This window comes from Enterobacter cloacae complex sp. IR5418, from assembly GCF_049238105.1.
Lineage (GTDB): Bacteria > Pseudomonadota > Gammaproteobacteria > Enterobacterales > Enterobacteriaceae > Enterobacter > Enterobacter hormaechei.
The window spans coordinates 252549-279533 of the sequence record NZ_JBMKHS010000001.1 but is presented as its reverse complement, the minus strand read 5'-3'; the positions used below and the strand labels follow the sequence as shown (position 1 = coordinate 279533).

24 protein-coding genes are annotated in these 26985 nt (G+C 54.4%); 10 read left to right on the top strand and 14 right to left on the bottom strand.

Annotated elements, in window-relative coordinates:
- Positions 1–37 precede the first annotated feature (37 nt).
- On the top strand, positions 38–259 hold the full coding sequence (locus tag ACOTX7_RS01295) for a zinc ribbon domain-containing protein (protein ID WP_221256324.1): 222 nt from the start codon (positions 38–40) through the stop codon (positions 257–259).
- Here the strand turns inward: ACOTX7_RS01295 and ACOTX7_RS01290 are convergent.
- From ACOTX7_RS01290 to xseA, 3 genes are read right to left on the bottom strand one after another with little or no spacing between them, the layout of a single operon-like run.
- The gene (locus tag ACOTX7_RS01290) at positions 256–606 is read right to left on the bottom strand and encodes a protealysin inhibitor emfourin (RefSeq protein ID WP_006811517.1); all 351 of its coding nucleotides are present in this window, start codon (positions 604–606) and stop codon (positions 256–258) included. The two genes, ACOTX7_RS01295 and ACOTX7_RS01290, sit on opposite strands and share 4 nt — an antisense overlap.
- Positions 606–1625 carry a M4 family metallopeptidase gene (locus ACOTX7_RS01285; protein ID WP_421626041.1) on the bottom strand — a complete coding sequence of 340 codons (1020 nt, stop codon included), beginning with the start codon at positions 1623–1625 and terminating at the stop codon, positions 606–608. The genes ACOTX7_RS01290 and ACOTX7_RS01285 overlap by 1 nt, the downstream gene beginning before the upstream one ends.
- Positions 1626–1683: 58 nt before the next feature.
- Positions 1684–3057 carry an exodeoxyribonuclease VII large subunit gene (xseA, locus tag ACOTX7_RS01280; RefSeq protein WP_047353674.1) on the bottom strand — a complete coding sequence of 458 codons (1374 nt, stop codon included), beginning with the start codon at positions 3055–3057 and terminating at the stop codon, positions 1684–1686.
- Between the two features lie 158 nt (positions 3058–3215).
- Here xseA and guaB point away from each other — a divergent pair, with 158 nt between their 5' ends.
- The gene (guaB, locus tag ACOTX7_RS01275) at positions 3216–4682 is read left to right on the top strand and encodes an IMP dehydrogenase (protein ID WP_003860601.1); all 1467 of its coding nucleotides are present in this window, start codon (positions 3216–3218) and stop codon (positions 4680–4682) included.
- Positions 4683–4748: 66 nt separating this feature from the next.
- Positions 4749–6326 carry a glutamine-hydrolyzing GMP synthase gene (guaA, locus tag ACOTX7_RS01270; protein WP_006811514.1) on the top strand — a complete coding sequence of 526 codons (1578 nt, stop codon included), beginning with the start codon at positions 4749–4751 and terminating at the stop codon, positions 6324–6326.
- A 150-nt stretch (positions 6327–6476) separates the two neighbouring features.
- On the opposite strand, the gene ACOTX7_RS01265 is transcribed toward guaA, so the two are convergent.
- Both ACOTX7_RS01265 and ACOTX7_RS01260 read right to left on the bottom strand, forming a co-directional pair.
- Entirely contained in the window at positions 6477–6968 is a 492-nt protein-coding gene (locus ACOTX7_RS01265) for an Hcp family type VI secretion system effector (protein ID WP_221813365.1), read from the bottom strand.
- A 251-nt stretch (positions 6969–7219) separates the two neighbouring features.
- Positions 7220–7735: a DUF2778 domain-containing protein gene (locus ACOTX7_RS01260; RefSeq protein ID WP_006811512.1), complete on the bottom strand. Its 516-nt coding sequence runs from the start codon at positions 7733–7735 to the stop codon at positions 7220–7222.
- Positions 7736–8164: 429 nt separating this feature from the next.
- Here ACOTX7_RS01260 and ACOTX7_RS01255 point away from each other — a divergent pair, with 429 nt between their 5' ends.
- Both ACOTX7_RS01255 and ACOTX7_RS01250 read left to right on the top strand, forming a co-directional pair.
- Complete coding sequence (locus ACOTX7_RS01255; RefSeq protein WP_241017393.1) at positions 8165–8365, top strand: hypothetical protein; 201 nt, start codon at positions 8165–8167, stop codon at positions 8363–8365.
- Position 8366: 1 nt separating this feature from the next.
- Complete coding sequence (locus tag ACOTX7_RS01250; protein WP_260630834.1) at positions 8367–9143, top strand: hypothetical protein; 777 nt, start codon at positions 8367–8369, stop codon at positions 9141–9143.
- A gap of 124 nt (positions 9144–9267) precedes the next feature.
- Here the strand turns inward: ACOTX7_RS01250 and ACOTX7_RS01245 are convergent, their stop codons facing one another.
- Positions 9268–9621: a helix-turn-helix domain-containing protein gene (locus ACOTX7_RS01245; RefSeq protein ID WP_006811509.1), complete on the bottom strand. Its 354-nt coding sequence runs from the start codon at positions 9619–9621 to the stop codon at positions 9268–9270.
- Positions 9622–9958: 337 nt separating this feature from the next.
- Between ACOTX7_RS01245 and ACOTX7_RS01240 the strand changes: the two genes are divergently transcribed.
- On the top strand, positions 9959–11134 hold the full coding sequence (locus ACOTX7_RS01240; RefSeq protein WP_221256322.1) for an efflux RND transporter periplasmic adaptor subunit: 1176 nt from the start codon (positions 9959–9961) through the stop codon (positions 11132–11134).
- A 23-nt stretch (positions 11135–11157) separates the two neighbouring features.
- Entirely contained in the window at positions 11158–14310 is a 3153-nt protein-coding gene (oqxB, locus tag ACOTX7_RS01235; protein ID WP_047353672.1) for a multidrug efflux RND transporter permease subunit OqxB, read from the top strand.
- Positions 14311–14376: 66 nt separating this feature from the next.
- Here oqxB and ACOTX7_RS01230 read toward each other — a convergent pair whose 3' ends face one another.
- The 3 genes from ACOTX7_RS01230 to ACOTX7_RS01220 form a co-directional block, all read right to left on the bottom strand.
- Positions 14377–14856: an RrF2 family transcriptional regulator gene (locus ACOTX7_RS01230; protein WP_006811506.1), complete on the bottom strand. Its 480-nt coding sequence runs from the start codon at positions 14854–14856 to the stop codon at positions 14377–14379.
- 167 nt (positions 14857–15023) lie between these two features.
- Entirely contained in the window at positions 15024–16412 is a 1389-nt protein-coding gene (locus ACOTX7_RS01225; protein WP_221256321.1) for a sensor histidine kinase, read from the bottom strand.
- Positions 16412–17089, bottom strand: a complete 678-nt coding sequence (locus ACOTX7_RS01220) for a response regulator (protein ID WP_221256320.1) — start codon at positions 17087–17089, stop codon at positions 16412–16414. Before ACOTX7_RS01220 ends, ACOTX7_RS01225 begins: the two co-directional genes overlap by 1 nt.
- Positions 17090–17292: 203 nt before the next feature.
- Here ACOTX7_RS01220 and ACOTX7_RS01215 point away from each other — a divergent pair, with 203 nt between their 5' ends.
- Positions 17293–18129: a MipA/OmpV family protein gene (locus ACOTX7_RS01215; protein WP_221256319.1), complete on the top strand. Its 837-nt coding sequence runs from the start codon at positions 17293–17295 to the stop codon at positions 18127–18129.
- Between the two features lie 129 nt (positions 18130–18258).
- On the opposite strand, the gene ACOTX7_RS01210 is transcribed toward ACOTX7_RS01215, so the two are convergent.
- Both ACOTX7_RS01210 and ACOTX7_RS01205 read right to left on the bottom strand, forming a co-directional pair.
- Positions 18259–19005, bottom strand: coding sequence for an alpha/beta fold hydrolase (locus tag ACOTX7_RS01210; RefSeq protein WP_221256318.1), 747 nt, complete (start codon positions 19003–19005; stop codon positions 18259–18261).
- A gap of 9 nt (positions 19006–19014) precedes the next feature.
- Positions 19015–19476 (bottom strand): DUF6130 family protein, encoded by a 462-nt coding sequence (locus ACOTX7_RS01205; RefSeq protein ID WP_221813367.1) that lies wholly within the window; start codon positions 19474–19476, stop codon positions 19015–19017.
- Between the two features lie 212 nt (positions 19477–19688).
- Between ACOTX7_RS01205 and ACOTX7_RS01200 the strand changes: the two genes are divergently transcribed.
- A complete protein-coding gene (locus ACOTX7_RS01200) occupies positions 19689–20414 on the top strand; it encodes a 3-oxoacyl-ACP reductase family protein (RefSeq protein WP_080010485.1) in 726 nt (241 codons plus the stop codon).
- Positions 20415–20445: 31 nt separating this feature from the next.
- Here ACOTX7_RS01200 and ACOTX7_RS01195 read toward each other — a convergent pair whose 3' ends face one another.
- Complete coding sequence (locus ACOTX7_RS01195; protein ID WP_032673992.1) at positions 20446–20616, bottom strand: YfgG family protein; 171 nt, start codon at positions 20614–20616, stop codon at positions 20446–20448.
- Between the two features lie 368 nt (positions 20617–20984).
- Between ACOTX7_RS01195 and ACOTX7_RS01190 the strand changes: the two genes are divergently transcribed.
- A complete protein-coding gene (locus ACOTX7_RS01190) occupies positions 20985–23225 on the top strand; it encodes an EAL domain-containing protein (protein WP_221256316.1) in 2241 nt (746 codons plus the stop codon).
- Positions 23226–23229: 4 nt separating this feature from the next.
- Here the strand turns inward: ACOTX7_RS01190 and ppx are convergent, their stop codons facing one another.
- Together ppx and ppk1 are read right to left on the bottom strand one after the other, a co-directional pair.
- Complete coding sequence (ppx, locus tag ACOTX7_RS01185) at positions 23230–24768, bottom strand: exopolyphosphatase (protein ID WP_221256315.1); 1539 nt, start codon at positions 24766–24768, stop codon at positions 23230–23232.
- Positions 24769–24771: 3 nt separating this feature from the next.
- Positions 24772–26832, bottom strand: coding sequence for a polyphosphate kinase 1 (ppk1, locus tag ACOTX7_RS01180; RefSeq protein ID WP_006811494.1), 2061 nt, complete (start codon positions 26830–26832; stop codon positions 24772–24774).
- Positions 26833–26985 lie beyond the last annotated feature (153 nt).

Sequence of the window (26985 nt, the reverse complement as noted above, 5' to 3'; positions counted from 1 at the left end):
AAATTAATGCAGACCTGAACGCTTTAAAGGAGTCACCATGACGATTACCTGCCCGGATTGCCAGGCACCGCTGGAGCCGCTGAACGGGGTCGCGCACTGCGAAAACTGTAATAAAGATATCACGCTCGACGCCCTCTGCCCGGAGTGTCATCAGCCACTCCAGGTATTAAAAGCCTGTGGTGCGGTGGACTATTTCTGCCAGAACGGCCACGGTCTTATCTCTAAAAAACGCGTGGAGTTTGTTCAGGCCGAAGGTTAATCGCACACGCAGCCTTCGCCTTTCTGCCACAGCTCGACCAGCGACTCGGGCGCTTCCTGCTCAGGCACCAGCACGATGATATCGGCGTAGTGCGCCTGATTTTGGCCGGTCCAGATAATCTGGATGCGAAAATAGCGCTGGTCACCGCTGCCGGGGGAAGAGGCTTGCCCGGGCGGCTGACCGCGCGGGAAAGCCTGCTCCAGGATGCTCACCAGGCGCTGGCGCTGGGCCTCATTGAGCGAGGAAAGCGCGATGGTGCGCTGACCGCTCAGCTTAGGAATAAAGGCGACGCCGCCTTCCCGGGCCAGCTCAACCACGGCGTCATCCGTCAGTTCCGGAACCTGCATTACAATACTCCCACCTGTTCCCAGGCTTGTTTAATGGCCGCTCCAACGTCACCCCCCGAGCGCTTCTCGCCGTGGGCGATGGTGAGTTTTGCGAAGGCATCAAAATCCGCATCCTGCGCCAGGTTGCGATCGCAAACCGTGTCGTACCAGGCATAACCCGCTTTTTCCCAGGCGTAGCCGCCGATCGCCGTCGCAGCCAGATAAAATGCCCGGTTGGGGATGCCAGAGTTGAGATGGACGCCGCCATTATCCTCGCGCGTTTTAATAAAATCTTTCATGTGCGCGGGCTGGGGGTCTTTTCCGAGCAGAGGATCGTCATAGGCGGTGCCGGGTTCAGACATCGAGCGCAGCCCTTTCCCGTTGATGCCTTTCGCCAGCAGCCCTTCACCAATCAGCCAGTCTGCCCGATCGGCTGTTTGCTTCAGATGGTACTGTTTAACCAGCGAGCCGAATACGTCTGATAAGGACTCGTTCAGCGCGCCCGACTGTTCAAAGTAGATCAGCCCGGCTTCGGTCTCCGTCACGCCGTGGCTTAGCTCATGCGCCACCACGTCGATGGCAATGGTGAAGCGGTTGAAGATTTCCCCGTCGCCATCGCCAAACACCATCTGCTGACCGTTCCAGAAGGCGTTTTGATACTCGCGGCCATAATGCACGGTGCCGGTGATGATCAGCCCTTTGTTATCCAGCGAATCGCGCTGATACTCCTTCCAGAAGAAATCATGGGTGATACCCAGATAATCGTACGCTTCATCCACCGCCACATCGCCGTTGGAGGGCTGGCCTTCATAACGCACCTGGGTACCCGGCAGATCCTGGGTCTGTTTCGCATCGTAGATGTCACGCTCAAGCTGACCAGCTTTATTCACATGCGGCGCTGCGGGTTTGCCCGGCATATGGGCCATCAGCGTCTGGACGTGGGTTAAGGTCTGACGGGCGCAGCGCTGCTGCGGCTCAGAACCGCTTTCGATAATACGACGAAGAATATACGGAGGGATAACGCTATGAAGATGGGGCATGCTGCTCTCCTTATTAAAAAAGGCAATAGCAGCAGTATAGTTTGTAACCGGCGAAGATTTATCCGCTTTTGCGCTGGCGCGTTTTTTTCACCGGTTTAATCTCTTTCACTTCACTCTCGACCCAGCCGTCTGAAAGCCGGGTGGTAAGCACATCTCCGGCTTTAACCTGTTTCGTTTGCTTCAACACTTTACCATCCGTCGCCGTCGTCACGCTGTAGCCGCGCGCCAGCGTGGAGAGGGGGCTGACTGCTTCAAGATGGGTCACTGCATTGCCAAAACGTTCGCGGGTGGTGCTCAGGCGTGAACGGATATTCTCCGCGAGGCGATACTCGAGCTGCTGGATCCGCGTTTGTGCGCGATAGATTGTCGGCTGCGGGTTTTGCTGATTCAGACGCTGCGTGACGCGCTGCTGGCGAGATACCGCGCGCTTAAGCTGCGTATCCATCGCGAAATTCATGCGCTGACGCAGACGTTCCAGCACGGTTTGCTGACGCGCCAGACGTAACTGCGGATGCTGCTGTTGCAGACGATGGTGAAGCTGGGTAAAGCGACGGGTACGGTTGGCGAGGAAGTAGTCCATCGCCATCTCCAGGCGCTGCTGCCCGTTCTGGATCTGCCGCAGCAGTTCCTGCTGGTTACGGCTGACCACCTCTGCCGCCGCGGACGGCGTGGGCGCGCGTAAATCCGCGACAAAATCCGCTATCGTCACATCCGTTTCGTGGCCGACGGCGCTCACCACAGGGACAACGCTTGCAAAGATTGCCCGCGCCACGCGCTCATCGTTAAAGCTCCACAGGTCTTCCAGCGAACCGCCGCCGCGCCCGACGATCAATACGTCACACTCCTGTCGCGCGTTCGCCAGTTCAATGGCGCGCACGATCTGCCCTGGCGCATCGTCACCCTGAACGGCAGTCGGGTAGATAATGACGGGCAGGGAAGGGTCACGACGCTTCAGGACGTGCAAAATATCGTGCAGGGCCGCACCGGTTTTCGAGGTGATAACCCCAACGCAGTGGGCAGGTGAGGGCAGTGGCTTTTTGAACTGCTGGTCGAACAACCCCTCTGCCGAAAGCATGGCTTTTAGCTGTTCGTACTTCTGTTGCAGCAAGCCTTCGCCCGCGGGTTGCATGCTCTCGACGATAATCTGATAATCGCCGCGCGGCTCATACAACGTAATGTTGGCGCGAACCAGAACCTGCTGGCCGTGCTGAGGGCGGAACGTGACGCGACGGTTGCTGTTGCGGAACATCGCGCAACGCACCTGAGCGGTGTCGTCTTTCAGCGTAAAGTACCAGTGACCGGAGGCGGGCTGCGTGAAGTTAGAGATTTCACCGCTGATCCAGACCTGCCCCATTTCCTGCTCAAGCAGCAAACGCACCGTCTGATTAAGGCGGCTGACAGTATAAATTGAGGGGGATTGAGAGGATAACATGTGAGCGGGATCAAATTCTAAATCAGCAAGTTATTCAGTCGATAGTAACCTGCTGTGAGGCAATCGCAAGCTTTTTTATAAAAAAGTGTAGATGCAATCGGTTACGCTCTGTATAATGCCACGGCAATATTTAACCACCCAGGTCAGAGATATTGCCCATGCTACGTATCGCTAAAGAAGCACTGACGTTTGACGACGTCCTCCTCGTTCCCGCTCACTCCACCGTTCTGCCGAATACTGCCGACCTCAGCACGCAGTTGACGAAAACCATTCGTCTGAACATTCCTATGCTCTCCGCAGCAATGGATACCGTGACTGAAGCGCGTCTGGCTATCGCCCTGGCACAGGAAGGCGGCATTGGCTTTATCCACAAAAACATGTCTATTGAGCGTCAGGCGGAAGAAGTTCGCCGCGTAAAGAAACATGAATCCGGTATTGTGTCCGATCCTCAGACCGTTCTGCCAACCACCACGCTGCACGAAGTGAAAGCCCTGACCGAGCGTAACGGCTTCGCTGGTTACCCGGTAGTGACTGAAGACAACGAACTGGTGGGTATCATTACCGGTCGTGACGTGCGTTTCGTGACTGACCTGAACCAGCCTGTCAGCGTGTACATGACGCCTAAAGAGCGTCTGGTGACCGTGCGTGAAGGTGAAACCCGCGACGTGGTGCTGGCGAAAATGCACGAAAAACGCGTTGAGAAAGCGCTGGTTGTGGACGCGAACTTCCACCTGCGCGGCATGATCACCGTTAAAGATTTCCAGAAAGCAGAACGTAAACCGAACGCCTGTAAAGACGAGCATGGCCGTCTGCGCGTCGGCGCTGCGGTTGGCGCAGGTGCGGGTAACGAAGAGCGCGTTGACGCGCTGGTTGCTGCGGGCGTTGACGTACTGCTGATTGACTCCTCTCATGGCCACTCCGAAGGCGTTCTGCAACGTATTCGTGAAACCCGTGCTAAATACCCTGATCTCCAGATCATCGGCGGTAACGTGGCAACAGGCGCAGGCGCTCGTGCGCTGGCGGAAGCGGGTTGCAGCGCGGTGAAAGTGGGTATCGGCCCTGGCTCCATCTGTACTACCCGTATCGTCACCGGCGTGGGTGTTCCACAGATCACTGCGGTTTCTGACGCGGTTGAAGCGCTGGAAGGCACCGGTATTCCGGTAATCGCGGACGGCGGTATCCGCTTCTCTGGCGACATCGCCAAAGCGATCGCCGCAGGTGCCGCAGCCGTGATGGTGGGCTCTATGCTGGCCGGTACTGAAGAATCCCCGGGTGAAATCGAACTCTACCAGGGCCGTTCTTACAAATCTTACCGCGGTATGGGCTCCCTGGGCGCAATGTCCAAAGGTTCCTCCGACCGTTACTTCCAGACCGATAACGCCGCTGACAAACTGGTGCCGGAAGGTATCGAAGGTCGCGTTGCTTATAAAGGCCGTCTGAAAGAGATCATTCACCAGCAGATGGGCGGCCTGCGCTCCTGTATGGGTCTGACCGGCTGTGGTACCATTGACCTGCTGCGTACCAAAGCGGAATTCGTACGCATCAGCGGTGCGGGTATCCAGGAGAGCCACGTTCACGACGTGACGATCACCAAAGAGTCCCCGAACTACCGTCTGGGCTCCTGATAAATTTCCGCGCCCGGCTTCTGCCGGGCGCTTTGTTTTGTTTCACTTGCCTCGGAATTAGCGTCAATGACGGAAAACATTCATAAACATCGCATTCTCATCCTGGATTTCGGTTCTCAGTACACTCAGCTGGTGGCGCGCCGCGTGCGTGAACTGGGCGTTTACTGTGAGCTGTGGGCGTGGGATGTCACGGAAGCACAGATTCGCGAGTTCAATCCAAGCGGCATCATTCTGTCCGGCGGCCCGGAAAGCACCACCGAAGAGAACAGCCCGCGTGCACCGCAGTATGTGTTCGAAGCGGGTGTCCCGGTGTTCGGCGTTTGCTACGGCATGCAGACCATGGCGATGCAGCTGGGTGGTCATGTAGAAGGCTCTAACGAGCGTGAGTTCGGCTACGCACAGGTTGAAGTCGTCACCGACAGCGCACTGGTGCGCGGTATCGAAGACTCCCTGACCGCAGACGGCAAACCGCTGCTGGACGTGTGGATGAGCCACGGCGACAAAGTTACCGCTATCCCGTCCGACTTCGTGACCGTTGCCAGCACCGAAAGCTGCCCGTTCGCGATCATGGCGAACGAAGAAAAACGCTTCTACGGCGTACAGTTCCACCCGGAAGTGACCCACACCCGTCAGGGTATGCGCATGCTGGAGCGCTTCGTGCGTGACATCTGCCAGTGTGAAGCCCTGTGGACCCCGGCAAAAATCATCGACGACGCTGTGGAGCGTATCCGCCAGCAGGTTGGCGATGACAAAGTGATCCTCGGCCTCTCCGGCGGCGTGGACTCCTCCGTGACCGCCATGCTGCTGCACCGCGCCATCGGCAAAAACCTGACCTGCGTCTTCGTAGACAACGGACTGCTGCGTCTGAACGAAGCCCAGCAGGTGATGGACATGTTTGGCGACCACTTCGGCCTGAACATCGTTCACGTGGAAGGCGAGCAGCGCTTCCTGGACGCGCTGAAGGGTGAGAACGATCCGGAAGCGAAACGTAAAATCATCGGTCGCGTGTTCGTTGAAGTGTTCGACGAAGAAGCGCTGAAGCTGGAAGACGTGAAATGGCTGGCGCAGGGCACCATCTACCCTGACGTGATCGAGTCTGCGGCCTCCGCAACCGGTAAAGCACACGTCATCAAATCTCACCACAACGTGGGCGGCCTGCCGAAAGAGATGAAGATGGGCCTGGTTGAACCGCTGCGTGAGCTGTTCAAAGACGAAGTGCGTAAGATTGGCCTGGAGCTGGGTCTGCCGTACGACATGCTCTACCGTCACCCATTCCCTGGCCCGGGCCTCGGTGTGCGCGTGCTGGGCGAAGTGAAGAAAGAGTACTGCGACCTGCTGCGTCGTGCGGACGCGATCTTCATCGAAGAGCTGCACAAAGCTGACCTGTACAACAAGGTAAGCCAGGCATTCACCGTGTTCCTGCCGGTTCGTTCCGTCGGCGTGATGGGTGATGGCCGTAAGTACGACTGGGTTGTCTCCCTGCGTGCCGTGGAAACTATCGACTTCATGACCGCGCACTGGGCGCATCTGCCGTATGACTTCTTAGGCCGCGTGTCTAACCGCATTATCAACGAAGTAAACGGTATTTCCCGCGTGGTGTATGACATCAGCGGCAAGCCACCGGCGACAATTGAGTGGGAATGATTTCGCGTCTGGCATCAGCCTGTACGTGAAACCTGCAAAGTAGCTCTAAGCCCGCGTATCTGCGGGCTTTTTTTTGGCACTTTCTGGCAGCTGTTAGCAACGAAAAGGACAATTTCTACAATGCAATGTGGCACAGAATGTGACTTAAATTTATGCTGTTTTCCTCTCGTACCATGAATCAGAGAATTGGATATTGCCATCTACAATTCGCCATGTGATTTTTTCATATTGCATAGATACGGATTCCATATGATTTAACTTGTCATTGCCTGACAATTTAACATTTGGTACACCACAATTAACACCCGTTATTTTTACATTTTCCATTAAGATGGTGTAATAACACACTTCCTGGCCAGCATCATTGATATGATAAAATTTTATTTCTGCACTTTTTAATGTTTGTCCTGTGGCTGCTGCTTTGTAGAGATAGGGGCTGGAGCTATCAACTTCTTTTTCAAAATTAAACGAAGAATGCTGACGTGTTCCGGTGATCTTTCCATTGGCCGTATCGACGGGAAGATTAACACCATGACCCATACTGATTACTTCGATAGAGCCTTCACGATCCTGAACATCTACAGAACCTTTGATATCGGCACCACCATCATCTTTAAGCCACAGATAGGGAGGGATAGGCATTTTATTTACTCCTTGTTAATTTAACTAACTTCATTGTTACAATGTATAAAAAGAGAGAGATAAGAACGTTAAATACAATTAATGTATAATCATAACTATAGTAAATATCTTCGGGTGTTGGGTTGTTGCTAAAAAAAGAGGAAATTCTAATAGCTGTTTCATTACTTATTAATGGATGTTCAGTTAAGTAACAAACATCTAACCATGACACACTAGCGAATATCCCTATGAATAGAATAATTCTAAGGGAACTAAGGGCAAGTTTTTTGATAGCCACCAATAATGACCTCAATTGTTCCATAGGTTTCTAAATCAATACCTTTAATCTTTTCTTTCTTTGTTCTTAATAGTGCATCTCTTAATCTATTGTAATCCGATTGGCTTGGTAAAGTTATACACCCTTCTGAAACCTGACCGGGATGTAGCCTAAATCCACCTCTGGCTATGCTTTCGTAAAATGTAGTATCATCTACATTCCCATCATCGCGAAATAATGCAAACCATTCAGAATGATCAACATGATAACTAAAAATGCTTTTATAAGTATCGACTCCCCAGGCTCTAAACCTGTTAGCTATACTTCCTTTAGGCCTGTCTACTATATAATATTTACCTTTTGGTAGCGGTCCAACGTTTGGTATGATACCACATGCTCCTTTGTTTCTGTATGCACCGTTACCAGAAAACGCCATAAATACACCAATACCATCAAATGCAAGTGGTGAGTAATCAGCATCATTTATTATAAACTTTCCATGCAAAGTCATGTATCTCCCTTTCCTTTATAGATACTTATGAATATTATCTGCATATAATGCGTTTATTAAGAAAATAAACTATACAAAAAATGCGTATTTAAATATTTTAATCTGAAAAAGGCTGGCCTACCTTTGGAAGGTAGATCTATATCAACTTATAACTATACCAGATAGTAGATGCATTTAAGGAAAGTGGTCATAATTGCATGCTCGGAATAATTACAATTAAAATATAAAATGATTTACCACAGCAAATCCTGCCAAAATCATCCACTACAGGTAGCGCTCGAAATCTCGATGTAACCAGACTAAGTACAATATATAGGAAAGTCGATTATTGTGAACAGTGTTAAACCAAGATGCAGGACTGAGTTGATATGATTGATGAGCAAGAACAATAGTGCTTGAAAAATCAGTACTTCAAACGAGATGGTATGAATGAATATGGAAGAAGATCGAAAGAAGGCTACAGCTTCTTTATTGAAGGATATGGAATCCATTGCTGACCGAATGCGTGAGTTGATTGTCAAAATGCCTCCACATGATTTGCTCGGGTACATCTACGCTCAACATATGATGAAAACAATGGGGAAACCAAATTGGGGGCGAAAAGCAAGGCCAGGAGGATGGCCCAGATGACGTGGTTAATGAAAACCAGTTCTTACTGGAGTATGTTAACGCGGTTCTGGCATCAGATGCCGCACCTGCGGATATGGAATTCAACGAAGCACTGTGCGCTGAGCTGTTTGAACTTAGCCGAAAACTAAGAGCACAGGCCATGCTCTTTGCTATGTTCACCTCTGCTGATATCAAAGATGGCATTTTCGGTCCTAACACGGCCGACACTGAATTCCGTGCGAAATCCACTTGGGTCATAATACGCGGGAATCGTTATCAAGTTTTGGAGGGCGAGTTTAAGGGGACACCCTTTCGGTCACTGCCAGCACGTAAGAAACCTCTAATTCAGCTTGGGTCGGACTACTACGCGGTCGATCCCTGTTTTGCTCGCGATGCGAGGTATCGTGCACTCCTCTTTAATCTCCTTCAGCGAAAGCCAGATTACAATAAGGCCTTTAAAGATCGGCTGAAAAGGATGAGCGAAGCAGCCTTTGCCGACATTCCCTATGCCCAGCTTCCGGGAGCCACAGTTCTCCAGGAAATTTACTACAAGGATCCTGACAGCAAGCAGTGGTCCGAAAACGATACCCTAATCCTGCTCGATGATGTGTTGTTACTCGTTGAGGCCAGGGCTACTAACGTCATTGGCGTTGTGGCTGAGGTTAGTGTCGATGGTACTTATGTCCAGGCGCGGTCTTTCAAAACTTACACGCCGACGGAGCACACAGTAGAAAATGCACACATTTATGAAGACGCGGCGAAAATGGCCAATCTTCTAAGTAACTGTTATTTATATTAATTTTAATTTAATTGATAGTCGAGTGGGAAAGCCCATAACCCTTCCTGCGACGTCATAAGCAGGTAAGACTGATAAAACCCTCTGTTTACAGAGGGTTTTTCTTTTCTGGCCCATATCTGGTAAGTCACTGGCTCATCTGCCGCGATCCACGGCAGCCGATACTGCGCCGCCATGCGCCTGGCGCCTGACCGTACTGACGCTTAAAGCTGCGGTTGAAGGACTGCTGAGAGTCAAAGCCCAGCGCGATTGCCACGTTCAGAATCGGTTCATCGCTTTGGGCTAAGCGCTCGACCGATTTTTGCAGCTTTTGCGCGCGAATATATTCGGCGAGAGGGGAGCCGGTATGTTCTTTGAAGATCCGCTGGAGGTGCCATTTCGAATAGCCGGCTCGCCTGGAGACGGTTTCAATGTCCAGACGGCTATCGAGGTTGTTGTCGATCCAGTCGAGTAAATCGTGAATGAATGCACCCGTGTTCATTTTGCTTCCCCCTACGCCACGCACCAAAAAGCATCTTTGTTAGTTGCATTTAAAGGTGGCTCGTTTTTACATTAATTGCAAGTTTTATTGTTACATTTAAATCCCTTCTCAAAACACGTGATTTACCTTTGCCGCAAATAGCACATAAAGTGCAACAATTATTCTTGCACTTAGTTAAGCGCCTTCCTACAATCGCCGCGATAGTGTATTCGCAACTGTTACAGTTTTGTGGCGATGAACGACACAAATGGCCTTAAGCCAGCTACCGGACAAAGGAAGTGGCGCGGCGTCTCCCGCAGCGTCTTGCCCGGCAGCTACAATTACCGGAATAAAAATAATGAGCCTGCAAAAAACCTGGGGTTACTTTCATCTGAGCACGATGGGGGTGGTTTTACTCTCCGTGCTTCTCGTCGGGTGCGATGACAGCGTCGCGCAAAATGCCGCACCGCAAGCGCCCGTCGTCAGCGCCGCCGATGTGGTGGTGAAGTCCATTAGCCAGTGGGATAGCTTCAACGGTCGCATTGAAGCGGTGGAAAGCGTTCAGCTGCGTCCGCGCGTCTCCGGCTATATTGAGAAAGTGAATTACACCGACGGCCAGGAGGTGAAGAAGGGCGAGGTGCTGTTCACGATAGATGACCGAACCTATCGCGCGGCGCTGGAACAGGCGCAGGCGAACCTGGCGAGAGCCAAAACGCAGGCCAGCCTGGCGCGAAGCGAGGCCAGCCGTACCGATAAATTAGTCAATACCAACGTGGTATCCCGTGAGGAGTGGGAGCAGCGCCGTTCCGCCGCTACCCAGGCGCAGGCCGATATTCGCGCGGCGCAGGCGGCGGTTGATGCCGCTCAGCTCAACCTGGACTTCACCAAAGTAACCGCGCCTATCGACGGTCGCGCCAGCCGGGCGTTAATCACCAGCGGTAATCTGGTGACGGCGGGCGACAGCGCCAGCGTGCTCACCACCCTGGTCTCGCAGAAGACGGTTTACGTCTACTTCGACGTGGACGAGTCAACCTACCTTCACTATCAAAATCTGGCCCGCAGCGGGCAGGGGGCATCCAGCAATCACACGGCGCTTCCGGTGGAGATTGGCCTGACGGGCGAAGAAGGTTACCCCCATCAGGGTAAAGTGGATTTTCTGGATAATCAGCTTACGCCGAGTACCGGAACGATCCGTATGCGCGCGCTGTTAGATAACGCACAACGTCAGTTCACGCCAGGGCTCTTTGCCCGCGTGCGCCTGCCGGGCAGTGCGGAATTTAAAGCCACGCTTGTTGACGATAAGGCAGTGCTGACCGATCAGGATCGTAAATACGTCTATGTCGTTGATAAAGACGGGAAAGCGCAGCGCCGTGACATCACGCCCGGGCGTCTGGCGGACGGTTTACGTATCGTACAGCAGGGGCTGAATCCCGGGGATAAAGTCATCGTCGATGGTTTACAAAAAGTGTTTATGCCGGGTATGCCGGTTAACGCGAAAACCGTTGCCATGACCGCCAGCGCCGCCCTCAACTGATCCCTTACCTGAGAATCCAATCCATGGACTTTTCCCGTTTTTTCATCGACAGGCCGATTTTTGCCGCGGTGCTGTCGATTCTGATTTTTATCACAGGGTTAATCGCCATCCCGCTGCTGCCGGTGAGCGAATATCCTGACGTCGTGCCGCCAAGCGTGCAGGTACGCGCGGAGTACCCGGGCGCCAACCCGAAAGTGATTGCCGAGACCGTGGCGACGCCCCTGGAAGAGGCGATCAACGGCGTTGAGAACATGATGTACATGAAATCCGTCGCGGGCTCTGACGGCGTGCTGGTCACTACCGTCACCTTCCGTCCGGGAACCGATCCGGATCAGGCGCAGGTTCAGGTGCAAAACCGCGTCGCGCAGGCCGAGGCGCGTCTGCCGGAAGACGTGCGGCGCCTGGGCATCACGACCCAGAAGCAGTCGCCAACGCTGACGCTGGTGGTGCATCTGTTCTCGCCCAACGGTAAGTACGATTCACTGTACATGCGTAACTACGCCACGCTGAAGGTGAAGGACGAGCTGGCGCGTCTGCCCGGCGTGGGGCAAATACAGATTTTTGGCTCGGGCGAATACGCGATGCGCGTCTGGCTGGACCCGAACAAGGTGGCGGCGCGCGGGCTGACGGCCTCCGACGTGGTGACAGCGATGCAGGAGCAGAACGTGCAGGTGTCCGCCGGGCAGCTTGGCGCCGAGCCGCTGCCGAAAGAGAGCGATTTCCTGATCTCCATAAACGCCCAGGGCCGTCTGCATACCGAAGATGAGTTCGGCAATATTGTCCTGAAAACAACGCAGGATGGTACGGTCGTCCGCCTGCGCGACGTGGCGCGTATTGAGATGGGTTCCGGCAGCTATGCGCTGCGTTCGCAGCTCAACAACAAGGACGCGGTCGGGATTGGTATCTTCCAGTCGCCGGGGGCAAACGCCATCGATCTGTCTAACGCGGTGCGCGCCAAAATGGACGAACTGTCCACACGATTCCCGGACGATATGAAATGGGCGGCGCCTTACGACCCGACGGTGTTTGTGCGTGATTCTATCCGCGCGGTGGTGCAAACGCTGCTGGAAGCGGTGGTGCTGGTTGTGCTGGTTGTGATCCTGTTCCTGCAAACCTGGCGCGCGTCGATCATTCCGCTGATCGCGGTGCCGGTATCGGTGGTGGGCACGTTCAGTATTCTCTATCTGCTCGGCTTTTCGCTGAATACGCTGAGCTTGTTTGGGCTGGTGCTGGCGATTGGTATCGTGGTGGACGATGCCATCGTGGTGGTGGAAAACGTCGAACGAAATATCGAAGAGGGGCTTGCCCCGCTTGCGGCAGCGCATCAGGCGATGCGTGAAGTGTCCGGGCCGATTATCGCCATTGCGCTGGTGCTGTGCGCGGTGTTCGTGCCGATGGCGTTCCTCTCCGGTGTGACCGGTCAGTTCTACAAGCAGTTTGCGGTGACGATAGCGATTTCCACGGTGATCTCCGCCATCAATTCGCTGACGCTCTCTCCGGCGCTGGCTGCTCTGCTGTTGAAGCCACACGGCGCCCCGAAAGATCTCCCGACCCGGCTTATCGATCGTCTGTTCGGCTGGATTTTCCGTCCGTTCAACCGCTTTTTCCACCGCAGCTCGACTGGCTATCAGGGGCTGGTGGGCAAAACGCTTGGCCGACGCGGGGCCGTGTTTGCGGTTTATTTGCTGCTGCTTTGTGCCGCGGGCGTGATGTTTAAAGCCGTTCCCGGCGGGTTTATTCCGACCCAGGATAAGCTGTACCTGATCGGCGGCGTGAAAATGCCGGAAGGCTCGTCGCTGGCGCGCACCGATGCGGTGATCCGCAAAATGAGCGAAATCGGGATGAATACTGAAGGTGTGGATTATGCGGTCGCGTTTCCTGGCCTGAATGCGCTCCAGTTCACCAACACGCCGAACACCGGGACGGTATTTTTTGGCCTGAAACCGTTCGATCAGCGTAAACATACGGCGGCGGAAATAAACGCGGAGATCAACGCGAAAATCGCGCAAATCCAGCAGGGCTTTGGCTTCTCGATTCTGCCGCCGCCGATTTTAGGGCTGGGTCAGGGGTCGGGCTATTCGCTGTACATTCAGGATCGCGCTGGTCTGGGCTATGGCGCGCTGCAAAACGCGGTAAATACTATGTCCGGGGCGATTATGCAGACGCCGGGGATGCATTTCCCTATCTCAACCTACCAGGCTAACGTTCCGCAGCTGGATGTGCAGGTCGACCGTGATAAGGCGAAAGCGCAGGGCGTGTCCCTCACCGATCTCTTCGGCACGCTGCAAACCTATCTGGGTTCGTCATATGTAAACGACTTTAACCAGTTTGGACGGACCTGGCGCGTCATGGCACAGGCCGACGGGCAGTTCCGCGACAGCGTGGAAGATATCGCGAACTTACGTACGCGCAATAACCAGGGTGAAATGGTGCCGATTGGCAGTATGGTCACCATCAGCACCACCTACGGGCCGGACCCGGTGATCCGCTACAATGGTTATCCGGCGGCGGATCTCATTGGCGATGCCGACCCGCGCCTACTCTCTTCCGCACAGGCGATGACGCAGCTGGACGCCATGTCTAAACAGATCCTGCCGAACGGGATGAACATCGAATGGACGGACCTGAGCTTCCAGCAGGCCACCCAGGGCAACACGGCGCTGATCGTTTTCCCGGTCGCGGTTCTGCTGGCGTTCCTGGTGCTGGCGGCGCTGTATGAAAGCTGGACGCTGCCGCTGGCGGTGATCCTTATCGTACCGATGACGATGCTCTCCGCGCTGTTCGGCGTCTGGCTGACCGGGGGCGATAACAACGTGTTCGTGCAGGTGGGGCTGGTCGTGCTGATGGGGCTGGCCTGTAAAAACGCGATTCTTATCGTAGAGTTTGCCCGCGAACTGGAAATTCAGGGCAAAGGCATTATGGACGCTGCGCTGGAAGCGTGCCGCCTGCGTCTACGCCCGATTGTGATGACCTCTATCGCCTTTATTGCCGGGACGATCCCCCTCATCCTCGGCCACGGCGCGGGTGCCGAAGTGCGCGGCGTCACCGGGATCACCGTCTTCTCCGGTATGCTGGGCGTGACGCTGTTTGGTCTGTTCCTGACGCCGGTCTTTTACGTGACGCTGCGTAAGTTCGTGACGCGTGGCAAAGCGGAAAAAGAGGTGTTGCCTGCGTAGGACGTAGCAGATGTAAAAAAGCCGCCTTGATAGTGAAGGCGGCTTTTTTTCGCAATGCGTAAAGGATTAAGAGGTTTTTTTATGCTGTGAACAGATTTCCGGCACCGGATCGCACCCGCTGGTGTCGGCTTTTTTTACCTCTTCCAGCGCGCTGGCGACGGTATGGCGCGCTAAAACCGCTAACGAAGCCTGCTCCGCCTCATCAGCGATCGATTTAAAGTACCAGCAGGCGTTGGCGCTGACCACGCAGCGGGCCGGGACGTCAGGACGGGACGCCCACAGCTTTTTATCTTCTGTGACGGAAAGGTAGATATCGCGCAGGGTGATCTCTTCCGCCGGGCGGCCAAGGTGAATCGAGCCGTTGCGGCCAAGCGTGGAGACGATAATGCCGTCGCGGGCGAGAGGAACCATTAATTTGCGGATAAAGCTCGGATTCGCTTCCAGGCCGTAGGCCAGGATTGCACTCGTCGAACGTTCACCCGATTGCTCCGCCATCGCTACGCTGAGAACCATCTGCAAAGCTGTCGGGAAGCGGTAATCTAACATTTTTCTGTCCTGGGTTGCGGTGAATCTTGTTCTTTTTGGCACCGCAGAGGTGAATAATCAGTAAGTAACAATATAACAAATACGGTAATTTTATTGAAGCAATCTGCGGCATACGTGAAGTAACGCTGCGCTGACAGATGTCAGGACGTGTAGCGCCGCGTTTACGTTCATACGAACGCCGGATTCTGGAAATCAACGGTCACCATAAGACCGCCTTCGGCTGACGTACTCAGATTGACCCTGCCGTTGTGTTGCTGCGTAACGGCTTTAACGATGGCAAGTCCCAGTCCACTCCCGCTTTGAGTCTGATTAGGATCGCGGAAAAATCTGTCGAATACGCGCTCCCGCAGTTCAACCGGAATGCCGGGACCCGCGTCTGAGACGCGCAGCTGAGCGGACTTGTCACGCGATTGCAGTTGTACCTCAATGCGTCCACCTTCAGGGCTGTACTTCACGGCATTCTCAATTAAATTGTCGATCAGCGATACCAGACGTTCCCGAATGCCTGCGATATGGATTTCATCGTCGGCGATGAATTCAAACTCAATTCTGCGCCCGGACGCCAGCGGTTCAAGGGCAGCCATTCGCTCCTGAATAAGCGTTGTCAGCGGCACAGGCGACATCACCGTGCTGATGTGCGCTTCGCTGTGCATCATCAGCAGAAGCTGATTGACGAGACGCGCAGCACGGCTATTGCTGCGAACAATGCCCGCAAGCAGTTCCTGCTGGCTTTCGCTGATGACCCAGGACTGCAATGCCTCGACGTTGATCCGCATCGCGGCCAGAGGCGTACGCAGCTCGTGAGCGGCATCGGCAATAAACATTCTTTCCCTTTCGGCGCTTTCCCGCACCCTGGCCAGAAAGTCATTAATCGCGTCCACCGTCTGGCGAAGCTCCCTGTGTCTGGGGACGGCTTTTAAAGGCGAGAGATCGTCCGGCGTGCGCAATGAAATTTCATCTACCACCTTGTTCCAGGGGCGCATCGCGATGCGGATGGACAGCCACGCGGGGAACAGAAGAAAAGGGATGCATATCATCAGCGGCATGACGTAGTAGCCGCGCGAGTTCAGATAGATAAAGAAATTCCAGCTACCGGCAGGGGTAAAAAGGGTGACTTCCACGTCAGAGTGCGCGGATTTGAGGGTACGGCTCGTCCATGTATGATCTTCACTCTGGACATGCTGCATGACCCCCAGACGGCTATTTTTTACCCCCGTTGGCGCACCATCCGAAGAAAAAATAATCTCGTTATTCTTGCGAACAATGAGGTTGATGGACAGCTCCGGATCTTCCCCCCCACCATAGCCCTCGCGTAACGCCTTGCTGAACGTTGTCAGCACAGCATTACGCGCCTGCGGACGATCGTCCATACTCTCCACCAGGGAAAACAGGGTTTCGTAAGTCTCACTGCCGGTCAGTATGGGAGGGCTACGCAGGTCTTCCATTAAAATGAAGGTTAAAAAGAGACACCAGAGCAACGTAAGCAGCAGCATCTGGGCGACCAGCATTCGCCTGACCAGCGTGGGAAGCCTGAGGTGGTGCCAAAAATTACGCATCAACCTGCCGCCTTCTGAACGGGTACGGTATCAATGACATACCCTACGCCTCTTACCGTTCGTACAAAGCCATCGCCAATTTTTCGCCGCAGGTTACCCATATGTACGTCAAGCGCGTTGCTGAGGTTTTCTTTCGTGCCAAATATCCTTTCTTCCAGATAGCGTCGCGTAAGCACGCGATCGGCGCGCAGCATTAACGTTTCAAGCAGCGCATATTCGCTTGCCGTCAGCTCAATGTGGCGTGCGCTCACCGTTACGCGACGCGTCGGAATATGAAGCGACAAACCGCGAATTTCTATTGCCTCATTTTCAAAACCGTAACTGCGTCGCGCAAGGGCTCTCACGCGCGCCAGCAGTTCGGCGAGAACAAAAGGTTTGACCAGATAATCGTCTGCACCTGCATCCAGCCCGCACAGGCGGTCCTGTAGCGTGCCTCGCGCCGTCAGGATGATGACGGGGACACCTTTAAGCTGTTGACGCAGGCGCGTCATCAGGCTCATGCCATCGCCATCGGGCAGCCCCAGGTCGAGCAAAATAAGTTCCGGCACGCAGAGCTCAAGCTGATGCAGCGCATCCTCTTTGCGGCGTACCCATATAACATCAAATCCTTGATCTGCAAGGGCGATACGTACGCCATTGCCGAGATCCAGGTCGTCTTCAATTAGTAGAATTTTCACATTGGTAACTGTATCAACAGTGCATGAAGAACAACTGAAGAAAAAACGGTAACAGGAATTGTTCAGGGTTTACAGAACCTTCACGTGCTTCAGCATTTCTTCATTTACGGCTCATAAGAACCTTAGGGTGAGTATTCAGAATTAGCGCTCTGGCGTTTAACACCGCTTGTATCGCAATTATCTGAATCCAAAGGGCTTCTTTAATGAGAAACATCACACCGCGTCATAGTTTCCCCCGTTCGCGCATCGGTCGCAGCATGAAAAGCATCTTGCCGGGGGCCGTCCTGGCGTTACTGGCCGCCTCGGCACTGGCGGCAGAGCAGCCTCAGGGCAACGTGTTAACCCTGGGAGGCGGCGTGGATGTTGCGCCACGCTATTCCGGTTCGGACAAGAGCCGGGTCTCTGCGGCTCAGGTGGTTGATTACGCGATGGCAAATGGTTTTTTTGTCAGCACCACGCGAGGGATCGGCTACGGCAACAGCTTTGGTAAGCTGGACTACAACGCAGCGCTGAGCTATCGCGCTGGACGTAAGGATCGCGACGTAAGCAGCGATTCGATCGCCTCCGGCAGCGACGACCTGCGAGGTATGGGTGACATTAAAGGCTCAGCTATCGTTGTGCCAGGGCTGGGGTACAGGGTGACTGACTGGCTGACCGTGCAGTTGCAGGCAGAGGTCCCGGTTTCTGAGAGAGACAATGGTGAAGCTGTGCATTTCTGCATTGCCAGCCCGCTCTATACATCTCCGAAAAATGCGTTAACGCTGGCGCTGACCGGTAGCTGGGGATCCAGTAAGTATGTGCAAACCTACTATGGGGTAAATGCCGCCCAGTCGGCCGCATCGGGTTTTGCCCGACACGATGCCGGATCGGGAATATATGCGTATTCGCTGAACCTGGACTGGACCCATAAGCTTACCTCGCGCTGGAGCCTGCTTGCCGCAGCTGGCGTTACGCAGCTGACGGGGGAGGCCGGCGATAGCCCCATTGTTCAGCGAAAAACGTCTCCTGTAGGAAGTTTGAAGGTGACGTACAGCTTCTGATGGTTCAGTGAGGGGGAAGGCGCGTTTGTGACAAAACCGCACATCACCCCGTTGCAGGAGCCTGGAGGGCATAAAGCCCGCAGGATGGCGTGGCCCGTTATCGGACCGTTCATTATGCGGGCTTTTTTATCACTGTTGACCCGATAATGCCTGTTCAATCGTATGGGTAACGACGTCCGGCTGGCTGACCATCGATACATGGCTTGCTGCCACCTCCGTGGTATTGGCGTTGATTTTCTTCGCCATTGCGCGCTCCAGCTCAGGATTGATCATCCGATCATTTTTGCTGACCACATACCAGCTCGGTTTGTCATGCCAGGCAGCATGCGTGACTTTCTCTCCAAACGCATCGGCCTTAATGGGGCCCTGCGTGGCGGCAATCACATTGCGCTCAGCGTCCTTCACGTCAGGGGCAAAATTCTCGCTTACCGCTTTTGACGGCAGATATAAATACCCCTCTGCCGTTTTAGCGAGGCTGGCGCTCCCTGGCGGAGCAGGGTAGCTGTCTGCCAGATCTGCCGTTGACTGGCCGGAATCCGGCGCGAAAGCCGCGACATAAACCAGAGATTTCACCCGGGCATTATTGCCCGCCTCGCTGATAACCGTTCCGCCCCAGGAGTGACCGACCAGCACCACATCCCCATGAGCGCGGGCGATTGCGCGCTGCGTGGCGGCCACGTCATCTTTCAGAGACGTGAGCGGAAGTTGGACCGCAATGACCTCGGTATGGTGTTTTTGCAGCCGGGTAATCACCTTATTCCAGCTGCTGCCGTCGGCAAATGCCCCGTGTACCAGCACCACGCTGGTTTTCGTCTCAGCCTGCGCGCTGGCAGAAAGCGCCAGCAGCGCCGCCGTGAATACAGACAATGCTTTCATATCAGGCTCCTAAAAGTGATGGACCGCGGCATGCGGCGGCACGGTAAATTCCACGGTTTTGTGGTCGATGGGTTTATGGGTAGGGTCGGCAAGGATGATCGTCACCTTGTGCTTTCCGGCGGGCAAGCCGACCAGAATCACCGGCTCGCCGCTGGTGTCCGCCCAGTGCCAGGGGGCGTCATCCACCACAACGTGAATATGGCCGATACGCGGAGTGACTTTCAGCGCGTCTGGCCCAAATACAGGCTCAATGCGCAGGTTTTCAGCCCGGTACTGAATAAAGACAGCGCCTTTACTTAGCGGTCCCGCCAGCGGCGGATCGACAATCAGTTTTGCTGGCGGCTGGGGCTTTTCCAGCGGCGCAACGGCGGCCGGGCCATTGACATCGGCGGCACTCAGGCCACTCAGGGGGGCGGCGCAGACGGTGGACGTCATGGCGAGTAAAGGAAGCAAAAAATAGCGGCGAATCATTTTGGTATCTCCTCTTGAGGTCATGTTACGAGAGACAGAAGACCATTTTTATGTATCGCGGCTGTTTGCTTTGCGGGAATTTTTGTATCGACGCGTGTGCCAGATGGCGAAGATACAGTGTGATACATTTCTCCAGGGCGCGGTGGGCGGTATGCTGGCATGGTGTTACCAGGCGCACCCGCCGGGTGCGCATCATTACCGGAGAAAATACGATGACGCATGAAAAAGTCGCTTTGATTTTCGGCGGTGCACGCGGGATTGGCGCGGCCATTGCGGTGCGGCTGGCAAGGGAAGGGTATCGCGTTGCCGTGACCTGGGTCTCACGACCGGATCGCGCCGATGTGCTGGTTTCGTCGATTACTGATGCGGGCGGGCAGGCGCTGGCGATCAATGCTGATAGCGCAGATGCAGTTGCAATTCAGGCTGCGGTTGATGCCACGATCGCCCATTACGGCAGGCTGGATGTTGCCGTAGTGAACGCAGGCGTACTGCGGCTGGGCACGCTTGAGGATTACCGGCTGGAAGATCTGGATGCCACGCTGTCGGTAAACGTGCGCGGCGTTTTCCTCTCCATTCAGGCGGCAGTGAAAAGCATGGTGGAAGGAGGGAGAGTGATCACCATTGGCAGCAATACCGCTGTTCGGACGGGGCATGCGGGGAGTAGCGTTTATGCGATGAGTAAAGCCGCGGTGGCAGCGATGGTGCAGAACCTGGCACTGGATCTGGCGCCTAAGCGGATCACCATTAACAATATCCAGCCCGGCCCTGTCGCCACCGATATGACGGCCGGAATGGCAGAGCAGATCACGGCGCATATCCCTTTGCAACGCATCGGGCAGCCGGACGAAATCGCGTCGCTCGCCGCATGGCTTGCTGGAGAAGAATCGGGATATATGACAGGGGCGAGCCTGACGATTGACGGCGGCTTCGTGCTTTAACCACTAAGGGCAGGGAAGCCTGATATTCTGATTAGCGCTCGGAAGCGTCAACCACAAGTCCCGTTTGCTGCGACTGAATTTTGTCCTGATGGTGATACCAGGCGCCAATAGAGGAATAAACAAAGCGGCCAAAGAAAAACAGAAAACTGATGAGCAGTATGATGCGGGTCATCCGGGTGTTAAATCGATGTCGTTTTCGCATACGCGTAGCCTGACTCACTTTCTTTTCCTGAGTATACCCTTTTGGGCGATGCGGCTATTAAGGCACAGCCGCAAGTCAGGGTCAATTCGACGAAATGTAAAATAGCGTCAATGCTTACATTAATTTATGTTATTAAAAACAACGCTTTTATTTATCGCATTGATAATTACAGGAAAAATATTCAAAAAAAGCGTAAGAAAGGTTTATTCAGATAAATTAATTTGATTTAGGTCAACGGAATCCCGTCGTTGCTATTTAAAATCCCTCCGCCACTGTGCTTGCCAGGAATTTTCCGGGCAACGTGTACGTCAGGTTGGATGCCTGTCTTCAATTACCCTCTGGAGTGCAAGGGTTATAAACGAGCATCTATGAATATTCATCATTTCCTGAAGCAAAATAAAGACCGCTGGTGGGCACTTCCTCTTATTTTACCCGTCGTGTTACTGCCGGTGTTAAGTGCGGCTAATACCTTAACGCAAATGGGTGACGGTATCGTTGCGCTCTATTATCTCCCGCTCTCCTTTCTGCTGACGCTGATGTTGTTCTTTGGCGTAGAAGCGCTCCCCGGGGTGGTGGTGTCGCTGTTTTTACGTTATTACCCGTCCGTTGGGCTGTTTGAAACCCTGGCTGGCATTCTGCATTTTATCGTCCCCCTGGTGCTCAGCTGGGGCGGTTATCGTGTGTTTGCGCCCCGGCGTAATATGACCGCTTACGGCGACGGACGCCTGATGGGACAGCGTATTTTCTGGCAGGTATTTTGCCCGGCAACGCTTTTTCTGGTGCTGTTTCAGTTTGCGGTTTATCTCGGGATTTATGAGAGCCGCCAGAGCCTCGCAGGATTGAATCCCCTTAATCTTCGAACCCTGATTAACTATCAGGGTCTGCTGGTGAGCGGGCTGACGGGCGTGCCGCTAAGCTATCTGCTGATCCGCCTGATACGTCATCCGCGCTATATCAAGGGACTGATGTCCCAGCTCCGCGCGCAAATAGACAAAAAGGTGACTGCCGTTGAGTTTGTGGTGTGGTTTTTAGCCCTGGGCGGGTTGCTGGTCATGCTGCTGCTGCCCATGAATGCAAACAGTTCTATTTTCAGTACCAACTACACCTTGTCCCTGCTGATTCCCGTGATGCTCTGGGGGGCGATGCGTTTTGGCTACAAGCTGATGTCACTCATCTGGACGCCGGTTCTGCTGGTGTCGATTCACTTTTTTTATCACTACATCCCGGTGCAGGAGGGTTATGGCATTCAGCTGGCAATCACCTCATCCAGCTATCTGGTCTTTTCCTTCGTCGTGACGTACATGTCGATGCTGGCGACACGCCAGCGGGCCATCAATATTCGCGCCCGCCGCCAGGCTTTTCTCGATCCGGTGGTGCATATGCCCAACCTGCGGGCGCTGTCGCGCGAGCTGGCCAGTAACCCGTGGTCGGCGCTCTGTTTACTGCGCGTGCCCGAGCTGGAGGTGCTGGGACGCAATTACGGCGTGATGCTGCGGATCCAGTATAAACAGCAGCTGGCGCAATGGATAAACGGCACCCTTCAGCCAAATGAGCGAGTCTATCACCTCACCGGGTATGACATGGCGGTGCGTCTGGAGGCGGAGTCGCATCAACAGCGCATTGAGACGCTGGACGAGCATATCAAGCAGTTCGTATTTTTCTGGGATGGCATGCCGGTACAGCCTCAGGTTGGCATAAGCTATTGCTATGTGCGCTCACCCGTCAATCACCTCTATCTGGTGCTGGGGGAGCTGGGTATCGTGGCCGATCTCTCCCTCTCAACCAACCACCCGGAAAATCTTCAGCAGCGCGGGGCTGTTCACTTGCAGCGCAGCCTGAAAGATAAGGTGGCAATGATGAGTCGGTTGCAGACAGCGCTGGAGCAGAACGCTTTTACCCTGCTGGTTCAACCCGTTCGCGGGCTGCGGGGCGATTGTTACCACGAGGTGCTGCTGCGGATGCGCGATGATAACGGGGCGCTGATCTTTCCCGAACAGTTCCTGCCCGTGGCACAGGAGTTTGGTTTATCGTCGCGCGTCGATTTATGGGTACTGGAGCGCACCCTGAGTTTCCTGGCACAGCACCGCCAGCGTTTGCCGGGCCAGCGCTTTGCGATCAACCTCGCATCGTCTACCGTCTACCGGGCGCAGTTCCCGCTTGAAGTGAGCCGCCTGTTAGCCAAATATGCCGTTGAAGCGTGGCAGCTGATCTTCGAAGTGACCGAAAGTAGCGCCTTTGGTCATGCGGATCTGGCGGCATCTACCCTCAGAAAATTACAAAAAATGGGCATCCGGATCGCCATTGATGATTTTGGCACCGGCTACGCCAGCTATGCGCGGTTAAAAAGCGTGGACGCCGACATTCTCAAAATCGACGGCGTCTTTATTCGCAATATTGTCAGCAACAGCCTGGATTACCAGATTGTGGCTTCTATTTGCCATCTGGCCCGGATGAAGAAAATGCTGGTGGTGGCGGAATATGTGGAAACGGAAGAGATACGTAGCGCGGTGCTCGCGCTAGGTATCGATTATGTGCAGGGCTATTTGATTGGGCTGCCGGTGGAGCTTGATACGTTGCTCGACACGCAGCCTTCTCAGGAGAGCGCCTGAGCCGTCACGCGGCGGCTTCCTCGCTCTCTTCTTCAATTTTCAGCAGCCAGCCGGTGACGGATTCCCAGTACTGCTGCTCTTTTTCCAGGTCCAGCAGAACCAGCGCGTTCTGGCTAAACCAGTCGTGCGGGAAGCTCAGCGTCCAGTGATAGTCATCCGTTTTTAGCTTCAGCGTTGGCGGCGTGGTGGTCGCCTGTCGCTGATTATTGAGCAACACGCCCAGGCGCAACAGCTGAATGAGCGGCAGGAACTGCTTTTTCTTGAACAGCGTAAAGCGCGGCAGATCGTCGAGCTTGATGGCTTTGCGGTGATAGCGCACCAGCGTCGCCATCATGGTTTGCTGCTCCTGGTTGAAGCCAGGCAGATCGCTGTTTTGCAGAATATAGGCTGAATGGCGATGCATCCCGCTGTGGTTAATGTTCAGCCCCACTTCGTGCAGCATCGCGGCCCATTTTAACAGCGCGGCCAGCTGCGGATGCGCCAGCTTCGGATTCTGCTCCTCCCACTGCTCGTACATCTGAACCGTGGTTTCCAGCACCCGTTTCGCCTGTTCGCGGTCGATGTTGTACTGGTTAGCCAGGCTCTGCGCGGTGCGGCTGCGAATATCCTGATGACGAAAGCGGCCTTCCATCTCATACAGCACCCCTTCGCGCAGGGCACCGTCAGAGAGGCGCAGCTCTTTGATTGCCAGCGCGTCAAACACGCCGCAGAGGATCGCCAGCCCCGGGACGAACACCGCTTTACGTTCGTCGGACAGGCCCGGCAGACTCAGGGCGTCGAAGCTCTTATGCTTAAGCACCTCTTCGGTCAGTTTCACCAGACGCTCAGGCGTGATAAACCCGTCTTTTTCACCCATCGCCAGCAGTACTTCATGGGCCGCTTTAATGGAACCCGATGCCCCCAGCGCCACGTTCCAGCCCTGAATACGGTACTGCCAGGCCAGATTTTCCAGCTTCTGGACAGCCGCCATGCGCGCGCGCTGGAAGTTTTCGCGGGTGATCACCCCGCCCGGGAAATACATCTGCGCGAAGCTGACGCAGCCCATACGTCGGCTTTCCACCAGACGCGGCTCGAAGTCTTCGCCAATCACCAGTTCCGTGGATCCACCGCCGATATCAATCACCAGCTTGCGGCCTTTTTCCGGCTGCGTATGCTCCACGCCCATAAAAATCAGGCGCGCTTCTTCGTTACCGGAGATGATTTCAATCGGGTAGGGGATAACCTTTTCCGCGCGCTTAAGAAACTCCGGCGCGTTTAGCGCCTGACGTAGCGTATGCGTCCCGACGATGCAGACGCTGGACGGCGAAAAACCTTGCAGACGTTCTGCGAACAGCGACAGGCAGTTCAGCCCGCGCTCCATGGCCTCTTTGCTCAGCATATTACGCGCATCAAGACCATCGGCGAGATGCACGCGCTGCTTCAGACGACCGATGATCTGCATCGCGCCATCCACCTCGCGGGCGATGACCATATGGAAACTGTTTGAGCCAAGATCGACCGCAGCGAACTCCTGCGGGCGTGGGGTATTATCGTTTATTGGCATAGGTTAATCGGGTTGCTCAAGTGATTTGATGTAATCGTAAATCGCCAGCTGGGACCGCACTTTACGGCGATTGCCGCGCGGCACATAGCGATTACTGAGTTCTTTGTCGATATAACGTGCTTTCACCGTATCGCTGAACAGGATCTCAATAATGTCCAGGATACGCTGCTTAAGGCGAGGATCCAGCAACGGCGCCGCCACTTCAATACGGTAATCAATATTACGCGTCATCCAGTCGGCGGAAGAGAGGTATACGCGCTTATCACCGGCGTTATCGAAAATATAGACGCGATCGTGTTCAAGATAGCGATCCACAATGCTGATCACGCGGATATTGTCGCTGATGCCTTCCAGTTCAGGAATGAGCGAGCACATGCCGCGAATGAGCAGATTAACCGGAACGCCGGAGCTGGAGGCCGCATACAGGCGGTCCACCAGACCTTTGTCCACCAGATTGTTAAGCTTCAGCGTGATGCCGGACGACAATCCGTTCTGCGCATTGGCAATCTCTTTGTCGATCATATCGTACAGCAGGCGTCGTGAGTTCTGCGGGGACACCAGCAGATAATCGAAGCTCACCGGGCGGTACGGGTTCTCAATGAAGTTGAACACCCGACGCACTTCGTTGGTGATGCGCGCATCGGCCGTCAGCAACGAGTAGTCGGTGTAAATGCGCGCGGTTTTCTCGTTGAAGTTACCCGTACCGATATGGGCATAACGCACCACGTCGTCCCCCTCTTTACGGGAGATCAGGAACAGCTTGGCGTGAATTTTCAGCCCCGGCGCGGAGAAAATAACGTGCACGCCCGCTTCCGTCAGTCGGCGCGCCCAGTGGATGTTGGCCTCTTCGTCGAAGCGAGCCTGGAGTTCAACCACCACGGTCACTTTCTTGCCGTTGTGCGCCGCGTGGATCATCGCATCGATAATGCGGGAATCTTTCGCCACGCGATAAATGTTGATTTTAATCGCCAGCACGTTCGGATCGAACGACGCCTGACGCAGCAGTTCCAGCACGTGTTCAAAGGTGTGATACGGATAGTAGAGCAGCACATCCCGTTCGCGGATGGCGTCGAACCCGTTGCGGAACTTGTCGAACCAGATATGGCGCAGGCGCGGCAGCGGTTTGTTCACCAGATTGGCTTTGCCAACGTTCGGGAAACCGATGAAATCTTTGAAGTTGTGGTAACGCCCGCCGGGAATAATGGAGTCGTAGCGGGAGATGGTCAGCTTATCGCGCAGCATCTCCACCATCGCGTCTGGCATATCGCGCTGATAGACAAAACGCACCGGCTCTGCCGTCAGGCGCTGTTTCAGGCTGGAAGACATCAGCTCCATCAGGCTGGCCTCCATCTCATGCACCAGATCGTACTCGGCGTCACGGGTCATCTTCATCGAGTAGGCGTTCAGCGCGTCGTAATCGAAGAAGCCTTTGAAGATATCGTCCAGACAGTAGCGCAGGATGTTGTCCAGCAGGATCATCGGCTTGCGTCGGCGCGGGGTTTCCGGCGGCAGGTTAACAAAGCGCGGGACTTTATCAGACGGTATTTCCAGCAGCGCATAGTTAATGGTCTCACCACGAATGATCTCTACCGCCAGATAGGTGTAATCATCTTTCAGGAACTGCACCAGATCGGTTTCACGGTTGATCAGAATCGGGGTGATATGCTGGCGTAGATAATGTTTGAAATAATGGCGCAGCCAGTTTTGCTGATTCGCGGAGAGCTGACGTTCGTTGATCAGGAAGATTTGGTTGCGTGCCATTTCCAGCAGCAGCTCGTTATAGAGGCCATCAAATTCCTGATCGGCTTTCATGACGCGAGACTGGATTTTTCCAAGCAGATGCCGCGAGTGGGAGTTTAAGCCCTGTTCTTCGCTGATGATGATTCGGCGTTTCAGTTCGGCGAAGCGAACCTTGTAGAACTCATCCAGATTGTTGGAATAGATGCCTAAAAAACGCATACGCTCAATCAGCGGGTTGCTTTTATCGGCCGCTTCCTGAAGTACACGTTCGTTGAATGCTAACCAGCTTAGCTCTTTCTCGATGTATAACTTTTCCTGACCCATTACAGCTCACACTCCAGTTCAATCACAGGACGTGGTAAATCCGTCTCGTCCTTATTATGGCGAGCATTTCCACGATATGTCCAACAGTGCCAGAAAAGTATGACAGTTATTTTTTTTGTTGGGGATTTTAGAGGGTTGGGGGAGGGGGTGGCG

Excerpts from the sequence above, each read along its gene's own strand:
- ACOTX7_RS01295 (WP_221256324.1), top strand. The coding sequence starts at position 38 with ATGACGATTACCTGCCCGGATTGCCAGGCACCGCTGGAGCCGCTGAAC.
- ACOTX7_RS01290 (WP_006811517.1), bottom strand. The coding sequence starts at position 606 with ATGCAGGTTCCGGAACTGACGGATGACGCCGTGGTTGAGCTGGCCCGG.
- ACOTX7_RS01285 (WP_421626041.1), bottom strand. The coding sequence starts at position 1,625 with ATGCCCCATCTTCATAGCGTTATCCCTCCGTATATTCTTCGTCGTATT.
- xseA (WP_047353674.1), bottom strand. The coding sequence starts at position 3,057 with ATGTTATCCTCTCAATCCCCCTCAATTTATACTGTCAGCCGCCTTAAT.
- guaB (WP_003860601.1), top strand. The coding sequence starts at position 3,216 with ATGCTACGTATCGCTAAAGAAGCACTGACGTTTGACGACGTCCTCCTC.
- guaA (WP_006811514.1), top strand. The coding sequence starts at position 4,749 with ATGACGGAAAACATTCATAAACATCGCATTCTCATCCTGGATTTCGGT.
- ACOTX7_RS01265 (WP_221813365.1), bottom strand. The coding sequence starts at position 6,968 with ATGCCTATCCCTCCCTATCTGTGGCTTAAAGATGATGGTGGTGCCGAT.
- ACOTX7_RS01260 (WP_006811512.1), bottom strand. The coding sequence starts at position 7,735 with ATGACTTTGCATGGAAAGTTTATAATAAATGATGCTGATTACTCACCA.
- ACOTX7_RS01255 (WP_241017393.1), top strand. The coding sequence starts at position 8,165 with ATGAATATGGAAGAAGATCGAAAGAAGGCTACAGCTTCTTTATTGAAG.
- ACOTX7_RS01245 (WP_006811509.1), bottom strand. The coding sequence starts at position 9,621 with ATGAACACGGGTGCATTCATTCACGATTTACTCGACTGGATCGACAAC.
- ACOTX7_RS01240 (WP_221256322.1), top strand. The coding sequence starts at position 9,959 with ATGAGCCTGCAAAAAACCTGGGGTTACTTTCATCTGAGCACGATGGGG.
- oqxB (WP_047353672.1), top strand. The coding sequence starts at position 11,158 with ATGGACTTTTCCCGTTTTTTCATCGACAGGCCGATTTTTGCCGCGGTG.
- ACOTX7_RS01230 (WP_006811506.1), bottom strand. The coding sequence starts at position 14,856 with ATGTTAGATTACCGCTTCCCGACAGCTTTGCAGATGGTTCTCAGCGTA.
- ACOTX7_RS01225 (WP_221256321.1), bottom strand. The coding sequence starts at position 16,412 with ATGCGTAATTTTTGGCACCACCTCAGGCTTCCCACGCTGGTCAGGCGA.
- ACOTX7_RS01215 (WP_221256319.1), top strand. The coding sequence starts at position 17,293 with ATGAGAAACATCACACCGCGTCATAGTTTCCCCCGTTCGCGCATCGGT.
- ACOTX7_RS01210 (WP_221256318.1), bottom strand. The coding sequence starts at position 19,005 with ATGAAAGCATTGTCTGTATTCACGGCGGCGCTGCTGGCGCTTTCTGCC.
- ACOTX7_RS01205 (WP_221813367.1), bottom strand. The coding sequence starts at position 19,476 with ATGATTCGCCGCTATTTTTTGCTTCCTTTACTCGCCATGACGTCCACC.
- ACOTX7_RS01200 (WP_080010485.1), top strand. The coding sequence starts at position 19,689 with ATGACGCATGAAAAAGTCGCTTTGATTTTCGGCGGTGCACGCGGGATT.
- ACOTX7_RS01195 (WP_032673992.1), bottom strand. The coding sequence starts at position 20,616 with ATGCGAAAACGACATCGATTTAACACCCGGATGACCCGCATCATACTG.
- ACOTX7_RS01190 (WP_221256316.1), top strand. The coding sequence starts at position 20,985 with ATGAATATTCATCATTTCCTGAAGCAAAATAAAGACCGCTGGTGGGCA.
- ppx (WP_221256315.1), bottom strand. The coding sequence starts at position 24,768 with ATGCCAATAAACGATAATACCCCACGCCCGCAGGAGTTCGCTGCGGTC.
- ppk1 (WP_006811494.1), bottom strand. The coding sequence starts at position 26,832 with ATGGGTCAGGAAAAGTTATACATCGAGAAAGAGCTAAGCTGGTTAGCA.